At 57.5% G+C, this 23,771-nt stretch carries 29 protein-coding genes; 18 read left to right on the top strand and 11 right to left on the bottom strand.

Translation table 11 applies throughout. The features are described 5' to 3' along the window. Window positions 1–81: 81 nt before the first annotated feature. Window positions 82–393 (bottom strand): hypothetical protein, encoded by a 312-nt coding sequence (locus tag L8951_RS01015; RefSeq protein ID WP_244381139.1) that lies wholly within the window; start codon window positions 391–393, stop codon window positions 82–84. Between the two features lie 278 nt (window positions 394–671). Between L8951_RS01015 and L8951_RS01010 the strand changes: the two genes are divergently transcribed. From L8951_RS01010 to L8951_RS00990, 5 genes are all read left to right on the top strand, one after another. After that, window positions 672–1,217 (top strand): hypothetical protein, encoded by a 546-nt coding sequence (locus L8951_RS01010; protein ID WP_244381138.1) that lies wholly within the window; start codon window positions 672–674, stop codon window positions 1,215–1,217. A 48-nt stretch (window positions 1,218–1,265) separates the two neighbouring features. Further along, the gene (locus L8951_RS01005; RefSeq protein WP_244381137.1) at window positions 1,266–1,745 is read left to right on the top strand and encodes a hypothetical protein; all 480 of its coding nucleotides are present in this window, start codon (window positions 1,266–1,268) and stop codon (window positions 1,743–1,745) included. 2 nt (window positions 1,746–1,747) lie between these two features. Beyond that, window positions 1,748–4,168 carry a TcfC E-set like domain-containing protein gene (locus L8951_RS01000; RefSeq protein WP_244381136.1) on the top strand — a complete coding sequence of 807 codons (2,421 nt, stop codon included), beginning with the start codon at window positions 1,748–1,750 and terminating at the stop codon, window positions 4,166–4,168. Continuing rightward, the gene (locus L8951_RS00995; protein WP_244381135.1) at window positions 4,159–4,854 is read left to right on the top strand and encodes a fimbrial biogenesis chaperone; all 696 of its coding nucleotides are present in this window, start codon (window positions 4,159–4,161) and stop codon (window positions 4,852–4,854) included. Before L8951_RS01000 ends, L8951_RS00995 begins: the two co-directional genes overlap by 10 nt. A 187-nt stretch (window positions 4,855–5,041) precedes the next feature. Then, the gene (locus L8951_RS00990) at window positions 5,042–5,650 is read left to right on the top strand and encodes a response regulator transcription factor (protein ID WP_244381134.1); all 609 of its coding nucleotides are present in this window, start codon (window positions 5,042–5,044) and stop codon (window positions 5,648–5,650) included. On the opposite strand, the gene L8951_RS00985 is transcribed toward L8951_RS00990, so the two are convergent. The 9 genes from L8951_RS00985 to L8951_RS00950 form a co-directional block, all read right to left on the bottom strand. Further along, window positions 5,647–6,099 carry a hypothetical protein gene (locus tag L8951_RS00985; RefSeq protein ID WP_244381133.1) on the bottom strand — a complete coding sequence of 151 codons (453 nt, stop codon included), beginning with the start codon at window positions 6,097–6,099 and terminating at the stop codon, window positions 5,647–5,649. The genes L8951_RS00990 and L8951_RS00985 overlap by 4 nt on opposite strands. Before the next feature lie 106 nt (window positions 6,100–6,205). Then, window positions 6,206–6,919, bottom strand: coding sequence for a sigma-70 family RNA polymerase sigma factor (locus L8951_RS00980; protein WP_244381132.1), 714 nt, complete (start codon window positions 6,917–6,919; stop codon window positions 6,206–6,208). Continuing rightward, complete coding sequence (locus tag L8951_RS00975) at window positions 6,916–9,018, bottom strand: flagellar biosynthesis protein FlhA (RefSeq protein ID WP_244381131.1); 2,103 nt, start codon at window positions 9,016–9,018, stop codon at window positions 6,916–6,918. The genes L8951_RS00980 and L8951_RS00975 overlap by 4 nt, the downstream gene beginning before the upstream one ends. 26 nt (window positions 9,019–9,044) lie before the next feature. After that, complete coding sequence (locus tag L8951_RS00970) at window positions 9,045–9,863, bottom strand: transglycosylase SLT domain-containing protein (protein ID WP_244381130.1); 819 nt, start codon at window positions 9,861–9,863, stop codon at window positions 9,045–9,047. Window positions 9,864–9,950: 87 nt separating this feature from the next. Further along, window positions 9,951–10,277 carry a hypothetical protein gene (locus tag L8951_RS00965; RefSeq protein WP_244381129.1) on the bottom strand — a complete coding sequence of 109 codons (327 nt, stop codon included), beginning with the start codon at window positions 10,275–10,277 and terminating at the stop codon, window positions 9,951–9,953. Window position 10,278: 1 nt separating this feature from the next. Beyond that, window positions 10,279–10,566: a flagellar biosynthesis anti-sigma factor FlgM gene (gene flgM / locus L8951_RS00960; protein ID WP_244381128.1), complete on the bottom strand. Its 288-nt coding sequence runs from the start codon at window positions 10,564–10,566 to the stop codon at window positions 10,279–10,281. An 88-nt stretch (window positions 10,567–10,654) separates the two neighbouring features. Next, window positions 10,655–11,044, bottom strand: a complete 390-nt coding sequence (locus L8951_RS11675; RefSeq protein WP_425262468.1) for a flagella basal body P-ring formation protein FlgA — start codon at window positions 11,042–11,044, stop codon at window positions 10,655–10,657. Between the two features lie 147 nt (window positions 11,045–11,191). After that, a complete protein-coding gene (locus L8951_RS00955; RefSeq protein WP_244381127.1) occupies window positions 11,192–11,599 on the bottom strand; it encodes a hypothetical protein in 408 nt (135 codons plus the stop codon). Further along, window positions 11,599–12,279: a MotA/TolQ/ExbB proton channel family protein gene (locus L8951_RS00950; RefSeq protein ID WP_244381125.1), complete on the bottom strand. Its 681-nt coding sequence runs from the start codon at window positions 12,277–12,279 to the stop codon at window positions 11,599–11,601. The genes L8951_RS00955 and L8951_RS00950 overlap by 1 nt, the downstream gene beginning before the upstream one ends. Window positions 12,280–12,431: 152 nt before the next feature. On the opposite strand from L8951_RS00950, the gene flgB reads away from it, so the two are divergent. Genes flgB through L8951_RS00885 form a run of 13 tightly spaced genes read left to right on the top strand, consistent with a single transcriptional unit; the run spans window position 12,432 to window position 21,886 of the window. Then, on the top strand, window positions 12,432–12,779 hold the full coding sequence (gene flgB, locus L8951_RS00945) for a flagellar basal body rod protein FlgB (RefSeq protein WP_244381124.1): 348 nt from the start codon (window positions 12,432–12,434) through the stop codon (window positions 12,777–12,779). Further along, window positions 12,776–13,186, top strand: coding sequence for a flagellar basal body rod protein FlgC (gene flgC, locus L8951_RS00940; RefSeq protein WP_244381123.1), 411 nt, complete (start codon window positions 12,776–12,778; stop codon window positions 13,184–13,186). The genes flgB and flgC overlap by 4 nt, the downstream gene beginning before the upstream one ends. Continuing rightward, window positions 13,183–13,446, top strand: coding sequence for a flagellar hook assembly protein FlgD (locus tag L8951_RS00935; protein ID WP_244381122.1), 264 nt, complete (start codon window positions 13,183–13,185; stop codon window positions 13,444–13,446). Before flgC ends, L8951_RS00935 begins: the two co-directional genes overlap by 4 nt. Before the next feature lie 16 nt (window positions 13,447–13,462). Continuing rightward, the gene (locus L8951_RS00930; RefSeq protein ID WP_244381121.1) at window positions 13,463–14,275 is read left to right on the top strand and encodes a flagellar hook-basal body complex protein; all 813 of its coding nucleotides are present in this window, start codon (window positions 13,463–13,465) and stop codon (window positions 14,273–14,275) included. Between the two features lie 9 nt (window positions 14,276–14,284). After that, the gene (locus L8951_RS00925; protein ID WP_244381120.1) at window positions 14,285–15,025 is read left to right on the top strand and encodes a flagellar basal body rod protein FlgF; all 741 of its coding nucleotides are present in this window, start codon (window positions 14,285–14,287) and stop codon (window positions 15,023–15,025) included. A 14-nt stretch (window positions 15,026–15,039) separates the two neighbouring features. After that, on the top strand, window positions 15,040–15,828 hold the full coding sequence (gene flgG, locus L8951_RS00920; protein WP_244381119.1) for a flagellar basal-body rod protein FlgG: 789 nt from the start codon (window positions 15,040–15,042) through the stop codon (window positions 15,826–15,828). 2 nt (window positions 15,829–15,830) lie between these two features. Then, entirely contained in the window at window positions 15,831–16,487 is a 657-nt protein-coding gene (locus L8951_RS00915; RefSeq protein ID WP_244381118.1) for a flagellar basal body L-ring protein FlgH, read from the top strand. Next, window positions 16,487–17,590, top strand: a complete 1,104-nt coding sequence (locus L8951_RS00910; RefSeq protein ID WP_244381117.1) for a flagellar basal body P-ring protein FlgI — start codon at window positions 16,487–16,489, stop codon at window positions 17,588–17,590. The genes L8951_RS00915 and L8951_RS00910 overlap by 1 nt, the downstream gene beginning before the upstream one ends. Further along, complete coding sequence (locus L8951_RS00905) at window positions 17,590–17,898, top strand: rod-binding protein (RefSeq protein WP_244381116.1); 309 nt, start codon at window positions 17,590–17,592, stop codon at window positions 17,896–17,898. Before L8951_RS00910 ends, L8951_RS00905 begins: the two co-directional genes overlap by 1 nt. 3 nt (window positions 17,899–17,901) lie before the next feature. Continuing rightward, window positions 17,902–19,239: a flagellar hook-associated protein FlgK gene (gene flgK / locus L8951_RS00900; RefSeq protein WP_244381115.1), complete on the top strand. Its 1,338-nt coding sequence runs from the start codon at window positions 17,902–17,904 to the stop codon at window positions 19,237–19,239. A gap of 3 nt (window positions 19,240–19,242) precedes the next feature. Continuing rightward, window positions 19,243–20,154 (top strand): flagellar hook-associated protein FlgL, encoded by a 912-nt coding sequence (flgL, locus tag L8951_RS00895; protein WP_244381114.1) that lies wholly within the window; start codon window positions 19,243–19,245, stop codon window positions 20,152–20,154. Window positions 20,155–20,180: 26 nt separating this feature from the next. Then, window positions 20,181–21,044, top strand: coding sequence for a flagellar motor stator protein MotA (gene motA / locus L8951_RS00890; RefSeq protein WP_244381112.1), 864 nt, complete (start codon window positions 20,181–20,183; stop codon window positions 21,042–21,044). Window positions 21,045–21,049: 5 nt separating this feature from the next. Next, complete coding sequence (locus L8951_RS00885) at window positions 21,050–21,886, top strand: flagellar motor protein MotB (RefSeq protein ID WP_244381111.1); 837 nt, start codon at window positions 21,050–21,052, stop codon at window positions 21,884–21,886. Between the two features lie 824 nt (window positions 21,887–22,710). Here the strand turns inward: L8951_RS00885 and L8951_RS00880 are convergent. Further along, window positions 22,711–23,538 (bottom strand): flagellin N-terminal helical domain-containing protein, encoded by an 828-nt coding sequence (locus L8951_RS00880; RefSeq protein ID WP_244381110.1) that lies wholly within the window; start codon window positions 23,536–23,538, stop codon window positions 22,711–22,713. Between the last annotated feature and the right edge of the window lie 233 nt (window positions 23,539–23,771).

Here is a 23,771-nt window from a genome sequence, read left to right as displayed (position 1 = left end):
TGACGGCACGGAGTGAGCCGCCTTATCGCTGTCGCCTAAACCGAACAGCTCCTGACATTCCCTCAACGGCTGACACGCATATTACTCGGGAGCGATGATCAAGATCTGCGTCTCGTCGAATGTTTCAAGACGCGATCTCACCGCGGCGCCTCGTCGGATTTGCAGTTCGCGCACCTCGTGAGGGGTGTCAGGAGAGGGGCGGGGGGGGCGAACGGAAGCGCGTATCTCGATCGCCGCCTTCGCGGTGGGCAGCGAAGGGCTGAAATTTTGGAGAACGTAAATTGTATGGCTTAGGAAAACGACGGCCAGCAGTCTCTTGATTTCGCTTGTCTCGTGCATCTCGTTTGCCGCTTCCTGCGAGGTAAAATTGGCTTCGCAGAGAAGGACGGTCACTGAGCACTGAGATTTAGTGCGCGATGGATGGGAAAAGGAGAGCTGGACCGGTGCGCGAGGGGCAACGATCTCACAGCGCGCACTCGGATTGGCAGGCGTCAACCTCGCGAAGAGCCTCTCTGCATAAAACGCGCTTTTCCGACATTCTCGGCCCAAGAGCCATAACACCTTCGGTTAATTGCGCTTAACGCGAAGGCGATAATTAGATGGATTTACCTAATCTTTACCCCAGTTGCTTCATTAAGGGTTTTCCATATAAAACAACGTTGGGGAAAACGATGTTCAAAAAAGCTTTTGTGGGGCTCTCGGCGGCCATGTTTTCGGCCACCGGATTTTCGTCGGCTGCCATGGCCGCTCCTGTCCAGGGCCAATTTGCGGCTCAGAGCGAAGGAAGCCTGCTCGTCAGTGCGCGCGTTCCGGCTCGTGTCAGCATTCGTGGCCTTGAAGATGTTGAGCTTCTCGATGTCGAGCCGGGTGTCGCCGCGAATAAGTGGCAGAACGTCTGCGTTTATAGCAACAATGCTGGCGGTGCCTATAACATCACGGCTACCGGGACCGCGGATGGCTTCGTGATCACCGATGGCACCGACAACATCGCTTATACCGTTGCTTTCAACGACGCTCCGGCGCAGACGTCGGGTACCGCTCTCACCTCGGGTGTGGTCGAAACTGGCCTGGCGAGCACTGCCAACAACGTGGCCTGTGGCGGCATGGCGAATGAGTCCGCGAGCCTTGGCATCTCGATTGCTCCCAGTGAGCTTCAGAAGATGGCTGCGGGCGTAACTTACTCGGGGACGTTGACGCTTCTGGTTGCGCCCAACTAAACACTGGCGTGAAGTAACACGTGCATTGCATGGGGGCCAGGGCGGACAATGATGAGGTTTCTTACCATTTCGTTGACCACCCTGGCCCTTTGTTTTGTAACAGAGGGCTCAGCCCACGCCCAGAATAAGGGGCGAGCTTCCGGTTTTCAGGATCTTAATTTTGGGCTGATCTCGAACCCCGCCATCGATGCCGTCCGGTCACTCGATCTGTGCGTGTACAGTTCGACCTCGCGATACAGCGTGATGGCTTATGGCTCAGCCGGAGACGGAGCCTTTGCGCTTGCGGGCCCAGGAGCCGATCTTCCGTTTGAAGTGGAGTGGGCTCAGGCTGGTGGCGTGTCGAGCGGCACGACGCTCTCACCAAATGTGCCGATGGGAAATCAGTTCAGCGAGGCTGACCACAAGCATTGTAAGAAGTCATCTCCCTCTACAGCGTCGCTTATTGTTCGCCTGCGCAGCACGGCCTTGAAAGCCGCTCCGGCCGGAGACTATTCCGGTACGTTGAGCGTCGTTGTCGCAGTTGAGTAGATATGAGTTTGCCAGTCCGGTCGGCAGGCCTGATCGGCCTTTCCATCCTCATTCCTAACCAGGCGCAAGCGATCCAGCCAACCCAGGTGCCGCCCGGGTTCGAAGAGCTCGATGCCCCTCGAGTAGTGGTCCTTGATATTTATTATCGTGGCCGCCCGCTTGGGGCCGTAGCGGTCTATATCGAGGGTAGCAGAATACGGTTTGAGGACCCTGACACTGTCAAATCGCTCCTTCCCATGGTGCAGGAAGAATTCCGATCCGAATTACACGGCTGGTTTGAAAGCAATTTTGACAAGGTTTGTTCACGGCTATCGGATGACCGATGCGGCTTCGTGAGCACCGACAGCATTGCCTTCATAGTGGATGAGGGCAAATTCCGCCTCGACACATTTGTCGCAGAAAACGCGTTAATTCAGTCTCAGGAAGATCCGTTCCTGATGCCTTCGCACGAGAAGGCTTCAGTGACCGCCATCCTCGACGGGTCCGTGGCCGGTAATGACGGCGATCTCGACTATTATTTCCAGACCGATCTCGTAAGTTCATTTGGCGACGTCCGGGCGACCGCGGTAGCTGGCGTCTCCTCGACCGATGATTTCGTACTTCAGGAGGCGTTCTTCGAGGGCGACCACAAGGGTTTGCGCAGTCAGGCTGGAGTGTTCTGGTCGCCCACCATCACCCCGGTGGGACGGCGCCGTATCTTGGGTGTCGGTACGCAAACGCAATGGGACACGCGGGTCGATCGTGAGACGCGGTTCGGCAGCATTTTGGATGTGTCGCTCTCAGAGAGATCCCGTGTCGATGTCTTCGAGAGTGGACGCCTTCTTTGGACTGGGTTTCTCGACGTCGGTAACTCAAAGATCGACACCAGAAACTTCCCGCAGGGCGCTTACACACTTGTCCTCACGATTACCGGGGCTTCAGGGCAGGTCCGTGAGGAGCAGCGCTTCTTTGTTAAGGATCGCGACCTCCCGCCGGTTGGACGCAATTCCTTTCATATTTTTGCCGGTTTGCCGACAGACAACCTCAAGGGCGTCGGCCAGTTGGATACGCCAATACTCACGGCTTCCCTTATCAATCGTCCGCTCAATTCACTTGCAGGGGGAGCGAGTTTTCTAATCGCCGATGGCACTGCCCTTGGTGAGATCTCGGCCTACTACATCAGCGACGCCTTCCGTGTGAACGGAACAATGATGCGGGGCGCTCGCGGCGAGACCGGAAGTTCGCTTAGGGTCAATTTCAAACCGACCAAGCGAATTTCGGTCGATCTCAGTGCACGACGGAACGATCTAGGGGAGGGGGTTCTTCCCCTTTCCATTGCAGACTTGGTGCCGCTGGTTCCGGGTGAGGAAAGGCAACGCCAGAGGCTGCAGGGAAATTTCACGCAATTGAATTTCAATCTTGGTGCAGCGGTCGGCAAAGGGGCCTTGAGGCTCCACGGCTCAGCCTATTCGTCTCCGTCGACCGAGAAAAGCGTCGTTTACGGGGCGACATTTGACTACCCCATTTATGCCGGAAGAACTGGCTCGCTGAGGCTTTCAACAAGCTTGCTCGAAGCGAACCGCACAATGTCGGCATATGTAGGCATTCGTTTTATAGGTTCGTTCGGTAGAACCTCTTTGAGCGCCTCTGGCGGTCATCGATTTGTACACAGCAGGAATGGTGCGAGCTCCTTCGAAGAGACCGGCGGATTCCTCGGGGACATCGCGCTCGATCACATGAGGCAGGTCGGATCGGGCGATCTGAGAGGCACGCTGGGGCTCACGAAGGAAGCCTATGGCTTCGATAGCCGTGCAGAGTTCGAATTCATTGGAGAGGAATTTGCAGCTCAAGGGGGCATCCTCCAAAATCTGAGCGGCAATAGCGGACAAACCCAATACTCGGCTTCGTTCCGCTCGGCTCTCGGGCTTGCGGACAAAGCTGTCCTATTTGCTGGAAGTAGCTTCGCTACCGCGGCCGTTAGTATAGACGTGAATGCGCCAGACGACGCCGAGTTCGAGATATATCTCGATGGCCAAAGCTTTGGCATTCTTAAACCGGGTCGCCCGCTTTCTGCCTTTTTGGAGCCTTATCGAGAATATCAGATTTCGCTCCGTCCGCGGGGCGGTCGGCAAATTCATCTGTCGGAAACGGAGAAAAAGGTGACCCTGTTTCCCGGTGGCGTGGTTACCTTGGAATTTGAAGGCGCCGAGCTTACGACGGTTTTTGGTCGTCTGCTGTCCGCTGATGGCGAGGTGCTTAAGGACCAGGTAATCCGGAGTGGTGATAACATAAGCGTATCCGACGCTCAGGGATATTTCCAAATCGATGTCGTTGGACGTAATAACCTTTTGGTGGGACCGGAGGCTTCGGTCAGTTGTCCGTTGCCCCCCACCATGGACACGCAATTTTCATTTAGGAACGTCGGAGATCTAGTATGCGAGTGACGCGCTTCGCCAACCTCATTTTGGCGTCTGCCTTGGTCGCCTTCGCTTCAACGCCGGCCCAAGCCGAACTCCTCCTCGAAAAGCTCGTGGTCGAGTTTAATGATGGCCGTCGGGTGGACGATATTGAAGTGTCGAACGAGGGATCGGAGCGCATGTTCGTTTCGATCGAGCCGGCGCGTATCCTTAACCCTGGCGCATCCGCTGAGCGCATCGTAAACCCCAATCCCGAAGAGCTTGGCTTGTTGGCATCACCTAGCAAAATGATTCTGGAGCCGGGCCAGCGTAAACTTATCCGGATTGTCGCTCTCACCACAGCCCAAGAGCGCGAAGAAGTCTTTCGGGTCCTCGTGCGGCCGGTCTCTGCTCCGGACGAGCCCGAAGCTACAGGGCTGCGCATCATGGTGGGATATGACGTCCTTGTGCTGGTGCGCCCGGAAAATCCCTTGCGGCGGGTCGAGGGGCACTTTGAAGACGGGAAGCTGCATGTTTCCAATCATGGAAACACGAGCATCGAAATCCTCAGCGGTGAGCAATGCGCTGTGAAAGGAAGCGACGACTGCGTCGCTCTGCCGGGCAAACGACTCTACGCCGGTCAGGCGCATATTTTTGAGCTCGAGAACGATCAGCCCGTTCGGTTCAACGTTAAATATCCTGACGGGGTGCAGCAAATCGAATTTAAAGGCTGAACCGAGGATCTAGGTTTCCGTAACGTCAATTCCGCGGCTCGCATTAAATTTTTATTTAACGGCTTAATGCTGCTTTATCTCGTTAAAAAAGTTCCGCCACCATCTCATAAATTATTGATCCTAAAGGGGCATTTTGCTACATCGATCTTGCTCGGTCAGGTTAAATTTTTGGCTCAAGTGGTGATCGATGGTCCACAATCAGAAAATTTCTCAGGTGTTCGTGGTCGATCAATGTTTCGATCGTAGAACGGAAATCTGTCGTTCACTCATTAATTCGGACCTCGTGCCGCAGCCCTTGGAAAATCTCCGGGAGTTGCTGGGCTGTTGGCCGCAATCGGGTTGCATCTTGATCGGCAATGGGGAGGAAGAGGCCGTCGCTGCTCTGAAGGAGGCCGCCGCCCACGAACAAGTTCTTCCCGTCTTTGTGCTATTTGACCATCAGTCGATCGAGGCGATTTCTGACCTCATTCGAATGGGCGCGGCGGGTTTTGTTACGTGGCCCTCTAGCGGCGAAGGGCTTGCGAGGACTCTGAAGGCACTTTTGTCCATCAGCGAACCGCACCTAGCTCAAATGAAAGACGTCGGAAGCGCACGTTCCAGGATCAATTCTTTGAGCAATCGAGAAAGAGAGGTGCTGAGGGGTATCTCTGAGGGGCTATCGAGCAAGGAAATCGCCCTGCAGCTTGGAATTAGCTACCGGACGGTGGAAATTCACCGCGGTAATATGCTCGGGAAGGTCGGCGCAAAGAATGCGATCCAGGCGGCAAAGCTCGCGTGGAAAGCCTCTGGAACCTAAACCGCCGGTTCGGCCGCCCGTTCGCCCAAAATCAGCCCGCACGCTCCAATAAGCGCCAAGCTTAAGGTGGGCGCCGCAAAATGCGTTTCCTTTGCCGGGCCTACTGGCGCAATCGACACATGGGCGTCGCCATGAAGAGCTTTCGAAATCATGTAGCCGGAATAGCTCTCTAGCTTTTTGAGCAAAAAGCTTACGATCTCTCCCGGGCTGGAAATGATCCCACGAATGTCATCTTGGTATTGAATGGCGAAAGGGTGTGGCCCGAACAGCCTTTCCCTCTGAGATGCAAGCTCGCACAAGCGATGAAATTGACGTGTCTCGTCGCCTTGAGATTCTTGGCGACATCCGTTCGCCAATTCCAAGCATGCCGTGTGCCATTCGCTAATTTCGGTCGCGGCATGAAGCGATTCATTGGCCTGTGCCAGCCAAGGCCCCTCTTGATGATCCATTCTCTATCCCCGGTTATTTGTGCGCGTCGCTAAACCGGGGCACGGGCAAGAGACAAGGCCCGTAAAAACACGTGGTTGTTCGATAGTGGGACAAAGCGAGGCCGCTTCAGTCGAACCGCTCGCGGAGGGTCTTGAGAGCCTTTGCCTTGAGCTGGTGGACGCGTGGAACGCTCACTTCAAGGATCTCTGCGATCTCGTTCAAATTCATCTCTTCGACAAAATAGAGCTGGACCACGAGTTGCAGTCGCTCGGGTAGCCCGGTGATCGCCTCGGTGAGCGCTTCTTTCGCGTCCCCGGCCAATACTTCGCTTTCGGGATCGGCGATATCTGACTGGAATTGTAAATCCGTGTCGCAATAGTTCTCGTCGATCGGGTCAACTTGTCCTGCGGCGAGATTGGCGCGGAGCTCAAAAAGCTCGTCGAGCGAAATACCCAATGATTTACTGAGCTCGGGGGAGGTGGGTTCACGGCCGAGTTCCTGACGAAGCCGGTCTTGGTGCTCATAAAGAGCTTTGGACCGGGATCGTGTCGTCCGGCTGATCGTCGAGGAGGCTCGCATCAGGTCGACCATGGCTCCTCGGACCCGCATTTTTACGTATGCCGCGAAACCATCCTCGCTGTCATTTGAGTGCCGTTGCACGCATTCGGTCAGAGCCACCAGTCCGGCCTGCATCAGATCATCCATGTCGAAACTGGACGATGCTGAAGAACTAAACTGCCAAGCATACTTTCGTACCAGTGGGAGGTACCGGGCAACCTTCTCACCGGCATCGTCCTGATAGGCGCGTGCGGCGGCAAAGCGGGTGTAAGAGAAGGTCATACCACTTCCTTCCGGGTACTGGGCTCGTTTGCAGGTGTTTGAGGCGCTGCGATCATGGGAGGCGTCTGCACCTCGTTTTGCTGTCCAACCACGGCGATGACATCGATCGGTTGGCTTTGAGGCAACTCGTTGATCGAGATTACGCGACCTTGAGGGCAGCGAAGTTTGAGTAGTTCGGCGAGGGCGCGCCGCACGGCGGGCTGCACAATCAACGCAGGGGAGGGGTGAGCTGCATCCCGGCTCGCGACGATCTCCGCGATTTCATCGCCGATGGCTCCCGCCAATTCCGGCGCGAGAAGCAATTTTCCGTTAGCCGGGTCTCGCGGTCCCTCGGCAACCATGCGTTCCAGCTCTGCAGCGAGCGTGATCACGGGGAGCTTTTCGTATGGGCCGCAGATTTGCCCCACCAGCATGGAGCCCAGGTCAGCGCGGACCAGGTCGATCAGCGTAACATGATCTGTAGTCTTTTGAGCTGCTTGCGAAAGGCTCATCAAGATCGGCAACGGATGGGCGAGGGTGAAGCCATCCGAAAGAAGATCGCGCAGGACATGCGTGAGCGCCGCCAATGTCAGCGGGGCCGGAGTGAGAGTGTCGACCAGATGCTCGTTCCGAACTCGAATTTCATCGAGCAATTCGCGAACTTGGTCTGGCCCCAGGAGCGCGGCGGGGCGCTCGGCGATCAGTTCCTTCAGATGAGTGCTGAGAACAGTCTCGGCATCGACAACTAGGAACCCTTCAGCAACTGCACTGTCACGCTGCGATGGGTCGATCCAGAGCGCAGGGCAATTGAAACTTGGATCCGTGGTCGGCTCCCCTGGAATGCCATGATCGTTGGCGGCCTCGCCCGTATTGATGGCTAGGAGCCTGTTTGCGCGTAGCTGCGCTTGGCCAAGGGCAACCCCGCCAAGGGTAATCCGGTAATCACTCGGCCCCAAGTCAAAGGTGTCCCTGATACGGAACTGGGGGATCACGAACCCCAGCTGGGCACAGAGCTGCTTGCGAAGCCCAGTTAGACGGGAAGCGAGCGGAGCACCTTTCTTCTGATCGGCCAGATGCACGAGGCCGAAACCGAGCTCCACTGTGACGAGAGCGGTCTCGGAAATGTCGGCTACCAAGATCTCCGAGGGATCGCGCTCGGCTTCAGCGGGCTTCTCGTCGGTTGGCTTCGACCGGGCTTTCTTGTCGAGTAAGAACCAGATCCCCAGAGCGGCTCCTGCCATAGGAAGGAAGATCGATTGAGGCATGGCCGGAATCAGGCCGAGGATTCCGAGAATGAGGCCGACCGGAAGCCAGATACGAGCGTCCGCAAACTGTCCCCCGATTTGGCCCGTAAGGTTACGACTATCCGACACGCGGGTAACAATCACGGCAGCAGCAATCGAAAGCAGCAAAGCGGGGATCGAGGCGACCAGCGCATCCCCCACGGCAAGGGTTACATAACGCTCGCCGGCTTCGCTGAACGTGAGGTCATGGCTAGCCATGCCCATCGTGAAGCCAGCGATGACGTTGATGGCGAGGATCAAGAGCGCCGCGATAGCGTCACCCTTCACGAACTTGCTGGCACCATCCATCGAGCCGTAAAAGTCTGCTTCGGTGGCTACTTCGCGGCGCCGTGCCTTGGCTTCTTCTGATGTGACGAGACCGGCCGCAAGATCCGCGTCGATCGCCATTTGTTTGCCTGGCAGCGCGTCGAGGGTGAATCGGGCCGACACTTCTGAAACGCGACCGGCGCCCTTGGTGACCACCACCAAATTGATGATCATGAGAATGAGGAAGACGAAAAGCCCGACAGCAAAGTCGCCGCCGATTAGAAATGCGCCAAAGGCCTCGATGACCATACCTGCCGCAGCTTCACCCTCATGTCCCTTAAGAAGGACAATGCGCGTCGAGGCGACATTTAGAGCCAGCCGCAGCAGCGTTGCGAACAGCAGCACCGTAGGGAAGGCGGAGAAATCGAGCGGCTTCTCGGCATTCATTGCTGCCATGAGCACGGCGACAGAAAGCGCGATGTTCACCACGAAAAAAATATCGAGAAAGATCGCCGGCATTGGAACGACCATCAAGAAGATGATCGTCAGGATGCCCGCGGGGAGCAGCATGGCGGAGGAGAAGAGAGGGCTCTGTCTCACAAGCCAAATGCCTCAAACTTTGCATAGGCCTTTTTAACCAAGCTCGACGAAGTCTCGTTTCCGCGTTGGCTTCCAAAGGTCTGCGAAATCGTAGCCGCCATCGATGGAATGTCGGGAGAGGGTGCCATCACTCTTAGGCCCGGCAGCCGACTAACGTTCATCGGCTGACCGGAAATTGAATAGTGATGTTGCGACGGTACCGCGGCACTCGAAATGTAGTCCGTTTTCAACTTCAAGTCGTTGGACGAGAGCGCCCTCGACATCCTTCCGTCGATTAATTCAAAAACCTCACCGACCGAACGCTCTCGCCCGGCTTCAAGGAAGATTGCCGGATTGGCTTGCGCCGCGCGGGGGAGCAACGACGTGGCGTTTTGGTCGGGGTGTTCATTCAAAGAGTGGAAAAAAGTTTGCGCATCGCTCGCTCCGAGGAAGTGGGCGACATATAGTTCAGTTGCCGTCGGCGACCGACCGAACGATTTTTCCAGTAGCGAACCGTTTTCGTTCGCGAGTTCGGCGGCCATCAGCGCTGCGGAATGAGGATTGAACCTTGCAGAGAGATGTTGGCCACTATCGGACGACAAGCCGTGTCGATTGCCATAACGAGCCACGAGGGTCTGCCAGGTCGAGGGAATGAATTGGAACAGCCCGGCGGCGTTAGACGTGCTGGCCTTTGCAGAGGGGTCGAGGCCAGACTCCATTTTTGCCTGCGCGTAGAGATAGTCGAAGTCTACGCCAGTCGCGCGAGCAGCATCTGCAATGGCCCGGAGGGCGGCAGCGCTTCTAGGGGTGTGACCAACAGCGTTTACGACAGTCATTGCCTACTCGATCTTTCAATCGGCCATCGGGCCTCTTTCCAGATGAGTAATAAGCAATAAGCGTGCCAGTTTTTGAGATCGGTCGTTCTAGGCCGCAGTCATGGGCTGAGGCGAGCTGCCAACGGAGTAACTATGGTCCCGGCCAGTGATCCGCTGCAGGCGCTCTTGGACATTGCTAGCCAGAATATTGCGCATTCGACGGTTAATCTCGTTCTGACGACGTGCAGCGTGAAGGAGTTCAAGAGTTTCCTCGTTTAGCTCGTTAGCCTGAGCGCCCTCGAGCAGGTCGCACGAAGAAACCTTATCATCGACGCACGCTGCCATCAGATCAATGTCGAGGGTGGCAAAAGCTTGCCGCTCTCGGTCGAGCAGGGCAAGAATATGCCGGAGGGCGGCTTGAATATCGGCCGACATTTTATTCTTCGCCCTTCCAAAGGACGTCCAGCTCAAGCATTGCATCTGCGACCTTCGCAGGATCGAGCTTATACTCACCCTTGGCGATCGCTGCGCGCAGTTCTTCAACACGATTGGCGTCGCGAGGGGCACTGAGTTGCTCGGGAAGTTGTGTCACGCTCGTGAAGGAAAGATTCCGCTTTGGCACCGGATGCACTCCTGCTTTCGCCTCAGCGTCCTGCGCGGCTGAATTGCGCTTAGCTTCCGGGCGTAGCGAGTACACATTTCCAATGTTGTCGAGGGGTTTCATCGACAATCTCCTAAGTGGTTCACTGAGTAGAACGACCGCTCATCAAAACTTTATAGAGGCGAGGCTTCCGATCAATCTTCTTGATCGATCAAGGCTGGATTACGGCTTTCCCGCCTCTCACGACTTTCGCCATGACGGGCTCGCTGTTGCGGTCCCCAAACCGCACTTTGATCCAATCCCCGACCTTCCCACTCTCGAGGGCTTGGCCCTTGCGGGTGAGGGTGTAACCTTTTCCGTCAATGCTGACGCTAATATGGTCCCCTCGCTCGATTGCGGGCGCTTCGCTTTCAACCGATGCAGGAGTGCGGGAGACGGGCACAAATAGTCTCCAGCTGCCCGGCTGCGGACATCTGACCAGAACGCTGGAACGGTCTCGCCCATACCAGGAAAACTCTGTGGGCACGGGGCAAGACGTCAGCCGGAGGCGTCGGTCGATGGGGCTCAGTGGTCCACCACTCTCGCCGATCCCTGCGCCCATGAACTGAATGACCTCGGCTTCGAGGGAAGCGAGATCAACGTGAGGCGCCGCATTGGTTGGGGCCAATGTCGTTACGGACAGGGCTACCGCTTCGATAATGGGGGTCATGGTCACTCACCGGTCTCCCGATACTAAAATTTGCTCCCCTCAATTATGCAAACAGTGTGCCAGTTTTCTTTCGCTGCAGTCGTAACTGAGCGATGCGCGAGTTCGAGTATCCTTGTCAGGAATCATCTTGATCGAAATAGCGCGACCTTCCGCCGGTAGGTTTAGCATCGCGTTTGCGACGAGGTCCGCAGCCTCGTTGGCCTCGCCGGGGGCGTAACTTTGCTCGATGTCGAGGCTCAAACGCGGATCGCCACCTTGCTCCTCTAGCCACGCGTTCAGCGACTGAGTGGTGTGGGCGGAATCAAAAAAGGCCTGAGCAGGGGCCTCGCTGGCTTCGTCGTTGGAAAACTCAACTGTATGCGTGAAGGTGGCTCCCGCAAGGAGCGTCAGAGAGAGGATCAGCGAGAAGTCGGTAAGGGCCATTTGCCAGCTTTTGGATGCCATCATTATGCGACCTGCCTAATTGCTTGGAGGGTCGGGGGCGAGGCGCGACTTAGGCTATCTATAACCCACGCGGCCGCCTTAGTGCGGGCCGCATCTTCGTTTTCAGCGCGGCGGTACGCGAAGGCCCCGAGGGGGGTGAAGAAGAGGCTTGCCGCGATTAGGCCGCAGAGAGTGGTGCTTACTGCGCTCGCCAGAATCTCGGGCATCACCCCATTGCTCGGCGCGGCGTCGAGCCTAGCCATTGCCAAGAGGGTTCCGACCAAGCCGAAGACCGGGGCCATTTCTGCCGCATAGGCAAACATGTCGCGAACCTGTGATGCGCGCGCTAGTCTCCGCTTTCGAAGCGTATCGTACCGCTTTCTTGCCGCGTCAAAGCTGCGTTTGTGGACCAGCACAATCAACAGTTCGTCGAGTTCTCGATCCCCTACCGACTGCACGTTGGCTCTCAGAAGCCCGTCCCTTTCTAGAATTTGTACCTGGCTAGCCAGCTTGGCTCGAACCACCTTCCAGGCGCGTTCACTAAAGCGAATGCTCCGAAGACACGAAGGTGCGTCTCGCAAGCCTTCCATTCCAAACCGGAGGATGGTTGCAAGCACGGTGCCCCCCAAAACGAGGGCTACAGCCGCCGGATCTGTGCGGGCAAAGAGTTGTGAAGCCAAATCCATGTCTTGGAAGACGGACATATTGCCGGCTTCTTAAGGGTGCGGCAAATTGCCGGAAGGCGGCAAAATCTAGCCGCCTGACCGACGCAACGGGCAAATCCGCCTCTTTTTAAGTGCGGCCGCCAAAATTGGCACGAGCCTTGCAGATGACTGCCCAGACAATGGAGACTGTCATGAGCAATGGAATTTTTGGAGTCCATGGGGCAGCGCTTGAAATCAGAAGCCAGCGCATGGCCGTTCTCGGCGCGAATATCGCAAACGCGGGGACCCCTGGATATAAGGCGCGCGACATAAATTTTGCGGAGGCGCTGCGTTCGCGGCTGGATGGCAACGAAGCGCAACAAGCCACAGCGAATGCCGTCGAATATCGCGTCCCCGTGATGCCCAGCCTCGACGGCAACACCGTCGAGATGTCGACGGAGCAGGTAGCCTTCTCCGAAAACGCTGTCGCCTACAGCGCGACCCTCAATTTCATCCGCGGCCGTGTCGAAACCCTCACTCGTGCAATCCGAGGAGAATGAGCGTGGGCGACCCAATGAACTTCTTTCAAATCGGTCAGCGAGCCATGTCGGCTCAGCTCGTTCGGATGAATGCCGCAGCATCGAACTTGGCGAACGCGGGTAGCGTGGCAGGAAGTGAAAACGAGGCCTATCGGGCACTGCGTCCCGTCTTCGCCGAAAAGCTTGGCGAGCTTCCTGGTGTGAGTTCGGTGTCGGTGGACGCGATCCTGCGTTCCGAGGAGGCGCCCACCCAACGGCACGATCCCACGCATCCTTTGGCTGATGAAGACGGAAATGTCTGGATCGCGGCGGTCGATGAGCAAGCTGAAATGGTCGAGATGCTCGAAGCGTCACGCCAGTACCGCAACATGGTCGAGGCCCTCTCGACTGCCAAACAACTCACTCTCGAAACGATGAGGTTGAAATGAGCATTCCTGCACTCTCACCCTTGGCGACAGTAGGCGAACAGCAAACCAGCGGCCGCGGATTTTCTGGCCTTGGTCATGGGGACTTTCTCCGTCTTCTGACGACCCAGCTCCAGCAACAGGACCCGCTGTCGCCGGTCGATAACCAGCAGATGCTCGCGCAGCTGGCACAGTTTTCGTCGCTCTCGGCAGCCACCGAAACCAACGCGACCCTGGAAGAAATTTCTCGGAAACTCGACGCTCTCGGCGCGCAAAAAGCCTGATTTTAGGAGAATATCGATGTCGTTTTACACTTCTCTCAATGGCATGAAAAACGCCCAGACCGACCTGGGGGTCATCTCGCACAACATCGCGAATAGCGAAACGCACGGCTTTAAGCGCAGCCGGACTGAGTTCGCCGATATCGTCGTCGGATCTACTCTGAGCAACCCGAAGATGATCAAGGGCATCGGTGCCCGCGTCGAAGCTATCACTCAAAATTTTGCGCTCGGTCCGATTGAACAGACTGGCTCAGCGCTCGACTTGACGATTGCCGGTCCCGGCTTTTTCACTACGCGCTCTCCCAGCAATTCCAATACGCTGTTCACGCGTGACGGGTCGTTCCGGATTGATGGCTCTGGCTTCGTCACTGACGGATCGGGCCATCGCCTCCAGGTTTTCCCGACGGACGTGAGCGGGAACACCCTCTCGACCACCCCGACTGACGCCCAGATCCCAGCGACCAACGCAGCTGGCGCCGATTTTGTCGGTGTGACTGTAAACAACGACGGCAATGTCGTTGCGACTTATGCTGATGGCACCGGTGATAGCATCGGGAAGGTCGCGCTTGCCAATTTCATCGCGCCAAACGGCCTCAAGCAGGTGGGCTCCGCAAATTGGGAAAGCACCGGCCTTTCGGGCAACCCGAGCTACGGGGAGCCGGGAACCGGCACCCTCGGCGGTCTCCTTTCCGGGGCTCTTGAGCGCTCGAACGTCGACCTCGCCGAAGAACTGGTTGGTCTGATTACTGCTCAGCGCAATTTCCAGGCCAATGCCAAAGCGATCGATACGGCCACGCAGCTGTCGCAGACGGTCATCAATCTCCGGACCTAGGACTGAACCATGGACCGCTTGATCTATTCAGCCCTCTCGGGGATGCGTTCGTCCACCCGGCACCAGACCGCTCTCGCCAATAATTTAGCAAACGCCCAGACGATCGGCTTCCGTCGAGAAATATTCGATAGCCGCCCGGTTTCGCTCGATGGCGAACAGTTGAACGTGCGGTCAATGCAACAAGGCGAGGTCCGGACGGCGGACCTTACCCAGGGTGAAATCATCGAGACCGGACGCAACCTCGATGTGGCCCTCTCGGGCAAGAGCTTCCTGAGTGTGCAACTGCCTGACGGTTCTGAAGCTTACACTCGGCGAGGTGACCTGCAGATTGATGCAAGCGGTGTCCTTTCGACCGGAGATGGCTACCCCGTGATGGGGCAGGCAGGCCCGATTACCGTGCCGCTCGATGGCACGGTGACGATCAACCCTTCAGGGGGGGTCGAGATCCTGGACCCCGCACAACCCGGTCAGCCCGCCATCGAGGTGGCGCAGATCAAGCTGGCAAACTGGGAAGGCAGCTCGGTGGGGAAGGGGATCGACGGCCTCTTTCGGGTGATTGGTGGTGGTGTTCTTCCGATGGATGAGGCCGCTGAGCTGAAGCCCGGTTTTCTCGAGAAATCGAACGTGAATTCGACGGAAATCCTGGTTGAAATGATCGACTCCCAGCGCCTCTTCGCCATGCGCGCCAAGCTTATGAACACCGCGCGAGACATCGATGAGAGTGGCTCGCAATTGATGCGGCTTGGGTAAGAAGGAGAAAGAAGATGAGTAGTAGTGCTCTTCGCGTAGCTCGGACCGGGCTCGAGGCCCAAGACGCTCGGATGCGTGTGATTGCCAACAACCTCGCGAACGTCGGGACCACCGGTTTCAAAAAGGACCGGGCCAACTTTGCTACACTTGCCTACCAGGATCAGCGCGTGGCGGGGCAGCGCTCTAGTGGAGAAACGGCATATGCAACCGGGATCAACCTCGGTACCGGTGTGGCGGTTCAGTCGACCAGCCAGATCGTCACCCAAGGCACGTTGGATACAACCGACAACGGGCTGGACCTAGCTCTCGATGGCGACGGCTATTTCCAAGTAGAGCTCCCAGGCGGGCAACTCGCCTATACGCGCGCTGGCAACTTTGCTCGCTCGGCCGAGGGAATGCTCGTGACGCAACAAGGCTACGCTGTGCAGCCCGCCATCAGCATCCCTGAGGATGCTGGTACAATCTCGATCGGTACCGATGGTACCGTGACTGCTCAAATCCCGGGGCAGTCCGAGCCGGCTGAACTTGGACAAATCCAAGTCGCTCGCTTTGCAAACTCCGCTGGCCTCCAAGCGCTTGGCGACAACTTCCTTGGTGAAACGGCCGCTAGTGGGCCTGTTCAGCTCGGGGCCGGCGGTGAAGGCGGGCGGGGACAGGTTCGTCAGGGCATGCTCGAAGCGTCTAACGTGAGCATCGTCGAGGAACTTGTCGAAATGATCGAGGCCCAGCGTGCCTACGAAATCAACTCGAAGATGATTTCGTCGGTCGACGAGATGCTTCGAAATGCCAATCAGGTTCTCTAGCGATGAATGGTAAGACCATCCTATGCGCCGCGATGGGGGCGCTAATCGTGAGTGGCTGCGGCGCTAAGCGGTCAGCAGAATATGCGCCAACTCTTCCGCCGCCTGTCTATGCGACTTCCAGCCCGGCGAACGGTGCTATTTTCCAGGCAGATGCTGGCTATGCTCCGCTCTATCATGGTGAGCGTGCGCGGCGCGTGGGAGACCTTCTTACCATTGTTTTGGTTGAGCGCGTCCGTTCTTCAAAATCCACCAGCTCGTCGACCAGTCGAGATGGCAGCATCGATGTCGCGCCACCGGCAGTGGGGCCGTTCTCGTTCAACCCCGACTCCCTTAATTCTGGTTCCGGATCGTCGTTCACTGGACAGGGCAGCGCTGACCAATCGAGTTCGCTGCGGGGCGACATTACGGTCACGATCGCAGAGGTCCGCCCCAACGGAACGGCATTCGTCCGAGGGGAAAAGCTGATGCAACTTAGCCAGGGCGAAGAGTGGGTCCAGGTGTCGGGTATCGTCCGCTTTGCGGACATTGATCAGGACAACCGCATCGCTTCTACCCGATTGGCGGATGCTCGAATTGTTTATTCCGGACGAGGCAGCGTGCAACAGGCTAGCCGATCAGGCTGGCTCCTTCGCTTCTTCAATGTGGTGAGTCCATTCTGATGAAACTCGCAAACCCATTCTGGTTCCTGGCCCTTCTTTCGCTCGTGTTTTGGTCTCCACCCGCTTCAGCGGAACGGGTTCGTGATCTTGGTAGCTTCGAGACCAGTCGGAGCAACCAGCTCACGGGCTACGGCATCGTGGTCGGCCTCGACGGAACAGGCGATGATAACTTCGCATATCTAACCCAGGCGATGCGAGGTGTGTCTGGTCGTCTAGGCCTGCAGCTCCCGCCAGGCGTCAATCCGGCCCTCAAGAACGCTGCAGCGGTCATCATCACAGCTGACCTGCCGGCTTATGCTAAGCGTGGACAACGGATCGACGTGACCGTTTCCACCATGGGTAAGGCAAAGTCTTTGCGGGGCGGAGCGCTCATCCTGACGCCATTATACGGGGCGGATGGTCAGATCTATGCCATGGCTCAGGGTAACTTGGCCGTCGGCGGATTGGGGGTTTCCGGAGCAGACGGTTCAAAGTTGACTGTCAACGTCCCGACTGTTGGGCGGATCTCAGATGGAGCTAGCGTCGAGCGGGAAGTTGGAAACGACTTTGCAGCAAGCCCCATCCTGAATTGGAACTTGCATCGCGCAGACTTCCTGACCGCCTCGCGGGTTCGTGATGCCATCAATGCAAAGTTCAGCGGCGTCGCGCAGGTAGTCGATGGCGTGACATTGGCGCTGCGTCTCCCGCCTGGCGCGGACCAACGTGCAGATCTCATTGCCGCAATCGATATGATCGAGGTGGCACCGGCTGAAAGTTCCGCAAAGATCATCGTGAATAGTCGTACCGGCACGGTTGTCATTTCTAGTGCCGTGAGGCTCGCGCCTGCAGCAATTAGCCACGGCAGCCTCGTCGTACGGATCGACGAAAATCCGGCCATCGTACAACCGGAACCTTTTTCGGATGGCGAAACTGCGCTCGAGCCGAGTTCTAGTATCTCCGTGGGACAGGGCATGGGAAGCATCGGTCTTATGGAGGGCGGAGCCTCGCTTGCCGAGGTCGTTGACGCGCTAAATCAGTTGGGGGCCAGCCCGGCTGACCTTGTGGCCATTCTCGAAGCATTGAAGCAAGCCGGGTCCCTCACGGCCGAAATGGTGATCCTCTGATGGTGCCGGTCTCCTTCAGGGCGCCGGAAGGTGTGTCGATTAAACGGAGCTTCGACGAGGCTGGCACGACCCCGCTGCGTGACCTTAAAGCTGCCAGTCAGCAATTCGAGGCTATCTTTCTTCGGCAGCTTCTCGCCACAGCACGCGCAAATTCAATCGACGACGGCGGCCTGTTCGAGGGGGAGGGTCTCCAGACATTCACGGAGATGCGCGACAAGGTCTTTGCGGACCTTGCCTCGCAGTCTGGCCAGATCGGTCTCGCAAAGAGGCTCGAGACGCACCTGTCAGCTCAGCGACCAAAGGAATAAGCGATGGCTTCCGATCTACTTTCGATCGCATATAGCGGTACGCGGGCCGCCCGCAGTTCTCTTGAAGTGACTGCTCAGAATATCGCTAACGCGGACACTGACGGGTATGTTCGGCGGTCAGCCAACATCAGGGAGGTCGCGGCCAGCCCGGGGTTCCCCTACCAAGACCGCCTGACGCTTGCTGGCTCGCGAGTTGCCGGTGTTGAACGAAACATCGATCCACTACTTGCTGCAGAGGCTCGGCGCTCTTCGAGTGAATTTGAGGGCGCGAAGACGCTTCTTTCGGGCCTCAAGGCAATCGAGGGAGCAATTGAAGCCGCAGACCCGTTCGGAGCGATCGTCGGGTTTGAAGAGAGTTTGCAGGCACTTCAGGCTGATCCTGTGAACACGGCCTTGCGCATTGCTGTGATCGGCAAGGCTGAGACAGTTGCGAATGCCTTCCGTCATGTGTCGGGTGAATTGGGCGCGCAGTCGGTCGCGGCCGCCGAACGCATTTCATACGCCGTTGATGAAGTTAATCAGTTTGCGGGCTCCCTTGCTAAGTTGAACGAGAAAATTGCGCGAGCTGGCTTAGAAAGCTCGGGCCGTGCCCACCTGTTAGATCAGCGGGACCTTCTCCTGAGCCAACTCAACGAGCGTGCCGATATTGCTGTCAGCTTTGAAAGCAATGGCACGGTCAAAGTGCAGATTGGTGACGATCGGTCCTCGGCGCTGGTCTCGGGTACTCGTGTCGGGACCTTCACCTGGGCGGCCGATGCTAGTGGCGTCGCTACGTTCCAGGTGAACGGCGCGAACACGAATCTCCGCTCAGGCGCAATCGATGGGCTGCGACAGACGCAATTGGAGATCGGTGATGCTTTTGTCAGGCTCGACCAGCAGGCAGATAACCTGCGCCAGCTTGTCAATGCCAGCCAATCGGCTGGATCGGATCTCTCCGGCGCGCCGGGCAGCCCGCTATTTGGTGGCAGCACCGCAGGAACGATGTCGGTCGTTATTACCGGAGCCGACAAACTAGCGACAGCGCCAGCGGGCGCGAGCCCGATGAGCCGAGATACGTCCAACCTAGACAATCTGCGGGCCTCTCTTTCGCAAAAGGGGATAGCACAGGCGTCGAACCAGCATCTCTTCGACGTCTCCACTAAGGTCGTCAAACAAGACGTGACGGTCCAGGCAGTAGGAGCTGTCTCGAACGCGGCGCGGGCCGCTCTCCAGCTGCAGGCCGGCGTGGACCTCGAGCAAGAGGCCGCAAATCTCGTTCGTTTCCAGCAGGCTTTCGAAGCTTCCGCCAGGGCCATGCAGACTGCGACCGAGATTTTCGACACTCTGCTGGGGATCGGATGAACGATGATTAATCTCAGTACTAATGACTTCTACGCCCGGGCGACCGGCCAACTGGCGAAACTACGAGAATCGGCCGAGAAGCTCCAAGGGCAGATCGCCACAGGAGAGCGTATCGAGCGTTCGTCGGATGATCCGGTCGGGGCGGCTCAGCTGCGTTCACTTGATCGGCAGAAGCGCCTTGCGGGCGTCGATCAACGCAACGCCGATCTCGTGGCTTCAGACTTGCAACTTGCAGATGACGCTCTCGGCGAGATGGCGAATTTGGTAATCCGCGCGCGCGAATTGGCGGTCAGCGCGGCGAATGGCACAGCCAGCGAGCAAGATCGATTGATTATTGCGGTTGAGTTGGAGTCGCTTCGCGAAAGCCTTCTGACGGTGGCGAACAGCCGCGATACTGCAGGCCACGCCCTCTTCGGTGGTACCACAACGGGCATGGCCTTCGAGAAGGTCGGGAATGTTGTCAGCTATTCGGGCACTCAGACATCCTCGGAAGTCGAAATCAGTCCGGATGTAAATGTCTCGCGTGGCATTGTCGGCCAGAACATTGTTCAGTTCTCCCATGCCGGATCCGCGACGGACCTATTCGCCGTGATCGAAAATCTCGTTGCCCAGATACGGGCGGATCCGGCTGCAGCAGCTGCTGGGGCTCGGGACGCAACCGAGGCATTTGGTGCCGCACTCGAAAAAGTGACCGTTGCGCAGACCGATGTCGGGGCGAAATTGGGGCTAATCGGCGTGGTCGGGGAGCAGCGGCAATCGACGCTTAACAGCATCGCCGAGCGAGAGAATCAGGTTGGCGGAGTGGATCTGGCCACGGCCGTGTCCAATTTGCAGAGCCTCATGACCGTCCTCGAAGCAAGCCAGGCAAGCTTCGTGCGTCTTTCCAGCCTTACCCTTTTCAACCGTCTGCGTTGATCAGCTTCTTGAAATAGGATTTCACCGTGCTTCCCATCATCGGTATCATAGTTCTGCTTGTAATGGTGTTCGGTGGCTTCGTTCTGGCTGGCGGAGCACTCGGACCGGTTTTTGCCGCCATGCCATTGGAACTAATGATCATTGGCGGCGCCGCACTTGGCGCCTTGCTGATCGGGAACTCGAGCCACGAGCTGAAAGGTGTGGGGGCCGCGTTCAAGAAGATTTTTAAAGGTCCCTCGCATGACAAGCAGGACCATATTGATGCCATCTCGTTGACCAGTCGACTGATGAAGCTGTGGCGTTCCGAAGGACCCGTCGCTGTCGAGGCGCACGTCCAAGATCCGCAGAATTCATCTCTTTTTGCAGAGTATCCAAAGCTGTTGGCTAACAAGCCTCTTGTAGCTGTCATCGCGGATACTTTGACGCTGATGGTGGTCTCGTCGGGCACCTTGTCGCCGCATGCGGTAGAGGACGTGATCGACAATGCCCTGAAGACGCACTTTCATGAGCAGCACGAAGCCCAGCACGCACTTCAAAATCTCGCTGACGCATTGCCGGCTCTGGGCATTGTAGCGGCCGTGCTGGGAATCGTGAAAACCATGGGCTCCATTGATGAGCCGCCCTCGGTTCTTGGGGGAATGATCGGGGCCGCGCTCGTAGGAACCTTCTTGGGCGTCTTTCTGGCATATGGAATTGTCGGACCGATGGCCTCTCGGCTCAAACAAGTGCTCGTGCAAGACGAGATGATCTTCCACGCTGTAAAGCAGGTGATCATGGCCAACCTCCATGGGCACCCCCAAGCCCTCATTATTGAAAGCGCACGGTCCGGTCTGGGGCACGCGGTTCGCCCCGGGCTGACTGAATTGCTTGATGCAACGCGCGGGAAGTAACGCCGATGTCTGCTGGTACTCTTGACGGCGAGGGCGAAAAGCCGGCCCCGATCATCGTCAAAAAAGTCATCGTCGATGGCGGCGACGGGCACCACGGTGGGGCATGGAAAGTTGCGTACGCCGACTTCGTGACAGCGATGATGGCCTTCTTTCTTATGCTCTGGCTGTTGGGCGCAACGACTGAAGATCAGCGCAAGGGCCTGGCCGACTATTTCACGCCGACCCTGGTAAAGATTCGGCAGCAAAGTGCCGGCTCAGACGGGCTGCTTGGTGGGGCATCGCTCACCGACGTTGACAATTATCAGCATGCTCAAGGGCAAACAGGCACGGAAACGATTACGATCCCCCTGGATACGGTGGGTGGTCCCAAGGAAGGGGCTGGCAAGATCAAGCGCGTTCGAAAGAGCCTCGAAGAACAACTCGGTGACCGTCCAGGCCTTGAGACGCTCCTGCGCCAAGTGCGCATGGTGGAGACAACCGAAGGTATTCGGATCGACCTTGTCGACGATGCCGATTTCTCGATGTTTTCACTAGGCACGACGGTGTTGACCGATAGCGCGCGCTCGTTGGTCGAGGCTCTTGCCAAGTCTTTGTCCGCTGAAGATGGAAACCTCGTTGTTCGTGGCCACACTGACGCAGTCCGGTGGAAGGAGGCCGCACGTGCCAACAACTGGTCGCTCTCGACCAGCCGTGCCGAAGCTACCCGGCAGGCGCTAATGCGGCACGGTCTCCCACAGACCCGCTTCACCCGAATTGAGGGCGTTGCGGACCGTGAGCCCCTGATCCCTGATAATCCGACCGATCCCCGAAATCGTCGGATTTCGATCTTCATCGCGAACTAGCACGGCGTAGCTCCAGCTGCGGACCCTCAGCCTCTCGCTAGGGCCCTCTTGACCGCGCCACCGCCTCGCCGTCTAAAGTGCTGTGGCTAGGGCTGCCCGAAAAGTCTGGGGACGATGAAATGCGGACTGTAGGTCGCCGCGCATCGGGGCGCAGCTCATATCACCGCATCGAAACTCCGAAGGGCACCGCCGCTAGCTTCGTAGTTCCCCGCGAAGCTCCAATAAGACATGTGCTGCAGGCCGACCCAACGCGATTTGTGTAATGGAGCGCCTCTAATTGGATGGGGCTTCGGGGGAGGGGGCTCTGACCAATGACCATATGCTTTGCCACCTCTGTTATCGAGGTGATCAACTGGATGAGGCCACTTCATGTGGTAAGTTGAGCCAGCTTGCGGGAAGAACGTGAGCAGTCCGAGTGGCGATCTCGCGATGAGTTTTCGTTTTGGATTTCCGTAATGAAACTAAGGCTCATCTGGTGGAGGCGGTCGAAAGAGCAATCAAGTTCCTGCCACCCGTGTCGCCCGATCCATCGGTCGAACTGGAATTTGAACGCTAGCAATCGATGGGGCACCGGCCTCGCTGCTGTGAGAATGGGAACCTCCAGCTCGTAGGCACGAGAGCTGCGTGACGGATGAGCCGCAGAAGGAGGCTTGCTGGTCAAGTCCTGATTGTCATCACCCCGGGAGGCTGCGGTTTCACGCCCACCCTAGATATCTGTGAGATCGATAGGCCCATGTTGGGTAAAGATTGGTTCTTCCAATCTACGCGAAACAAACCCCCCGACGCTGAAAGCGCCGGGGGGCCGTTGGGGAACGTAAAGTTCTTTAGCGGAGCAGCGACAGAACGTTCTGCTGGCTCTGGTTCGCCTGGGCGAGCATCGCCGACGAGGCCTGCGACAGGATCTGGGCCTTGGCGAGGGCGGTCGATTCCGCGCTATAGTCCGCGTCTTCGATCCGCGAGCGGGCGTCCGAGAGGTTCGTGACATTGCTGGTGAGCGTGTTCACGGACGATTCCAGGCGGCTTTGACCGGCGCCGAGAGTGGCTCGGGCACTCGAGATCGAGTTGAGTTCGGTGTCGAGCGTCGCAAGAAGCGTATTCGCCGAGGCGGCAGTAGACACGTTGTACGAGCCAGCAAGACCACCGTTGGCCGAAAGCGTGGTCAGGTTGGCCATCGCAAGGGCCACGGTATCCGCACCGTTGGCACCGGTCTGGATGGTGACCGATGCAGTCGAGCCATCAAAGAGGGTGACGCCGTTGAATTCGCTGTTCGTGATGACCTGGTTGATCTGCGAGGTCAGCTCGTCAACTTCAGCCTGCATGTACGAGCGGTCGGTGGCGTCCTGATAGGTCCCCGAGGCCGACTGCACAGCGAGTTCGCGGACACGCTGGAGCATGTTGGTCACTTCCGAGAGCGCGCCTTCAGCAGTCTGCGCCATCGAAATGCCGTCGTTCGCATTGCGGATACCCTGATTCATGCCACGAACCTGAGAAGTCATCGTGGTCGCGATAGCGAGGCCAGCGGCATCGTCTCGGGCGCTGTTAATGCGCTTACCAGTCGAGAGGCGCTCCATGGCCGACGACAGCATGTTGCTGGCGGTGGTCGAGGCATTCGAGGCGCGCAGGGCACTAATGTTCGAGTTGATAACGGTCATAATGATCTATCCCTTCGGTTCATTTCTGAACTGCCTCGATAGCTGCGGGCAGTTGCTACTCAGACCGGACGGATAGATCGGTATTTAACCCCGAATGTAGGATCGCGATGGCGGATAGTGCCGAATTAGGTGTTCCCCCTTAAGTGCCTATGCCTAGGCTGAAATTAATACCCATTTAGCCGTTAGAGGGGCATATCGCTTCAAACGACTTAGGTTAATGCCAAAGAGGGTGG

This window comes from Sphingomicrobium astaxanthinifaciens, assembly GCF_022865105.1.
In the GTDB taxonomy this organism is placed as follows: Bacteria; Pseudomonadota; Alphaproteobacteria; order Sphingomonadales; family Sphingomonadaceae; genus Sphingomicrobium; species Sphingomicrobium astaxanthinifaciens.
The sequence above is the reverse complement of the archived record's forward strand: the minus strand, read 5'-3'. Positions and strand labels throughout refer to the sequence as shown.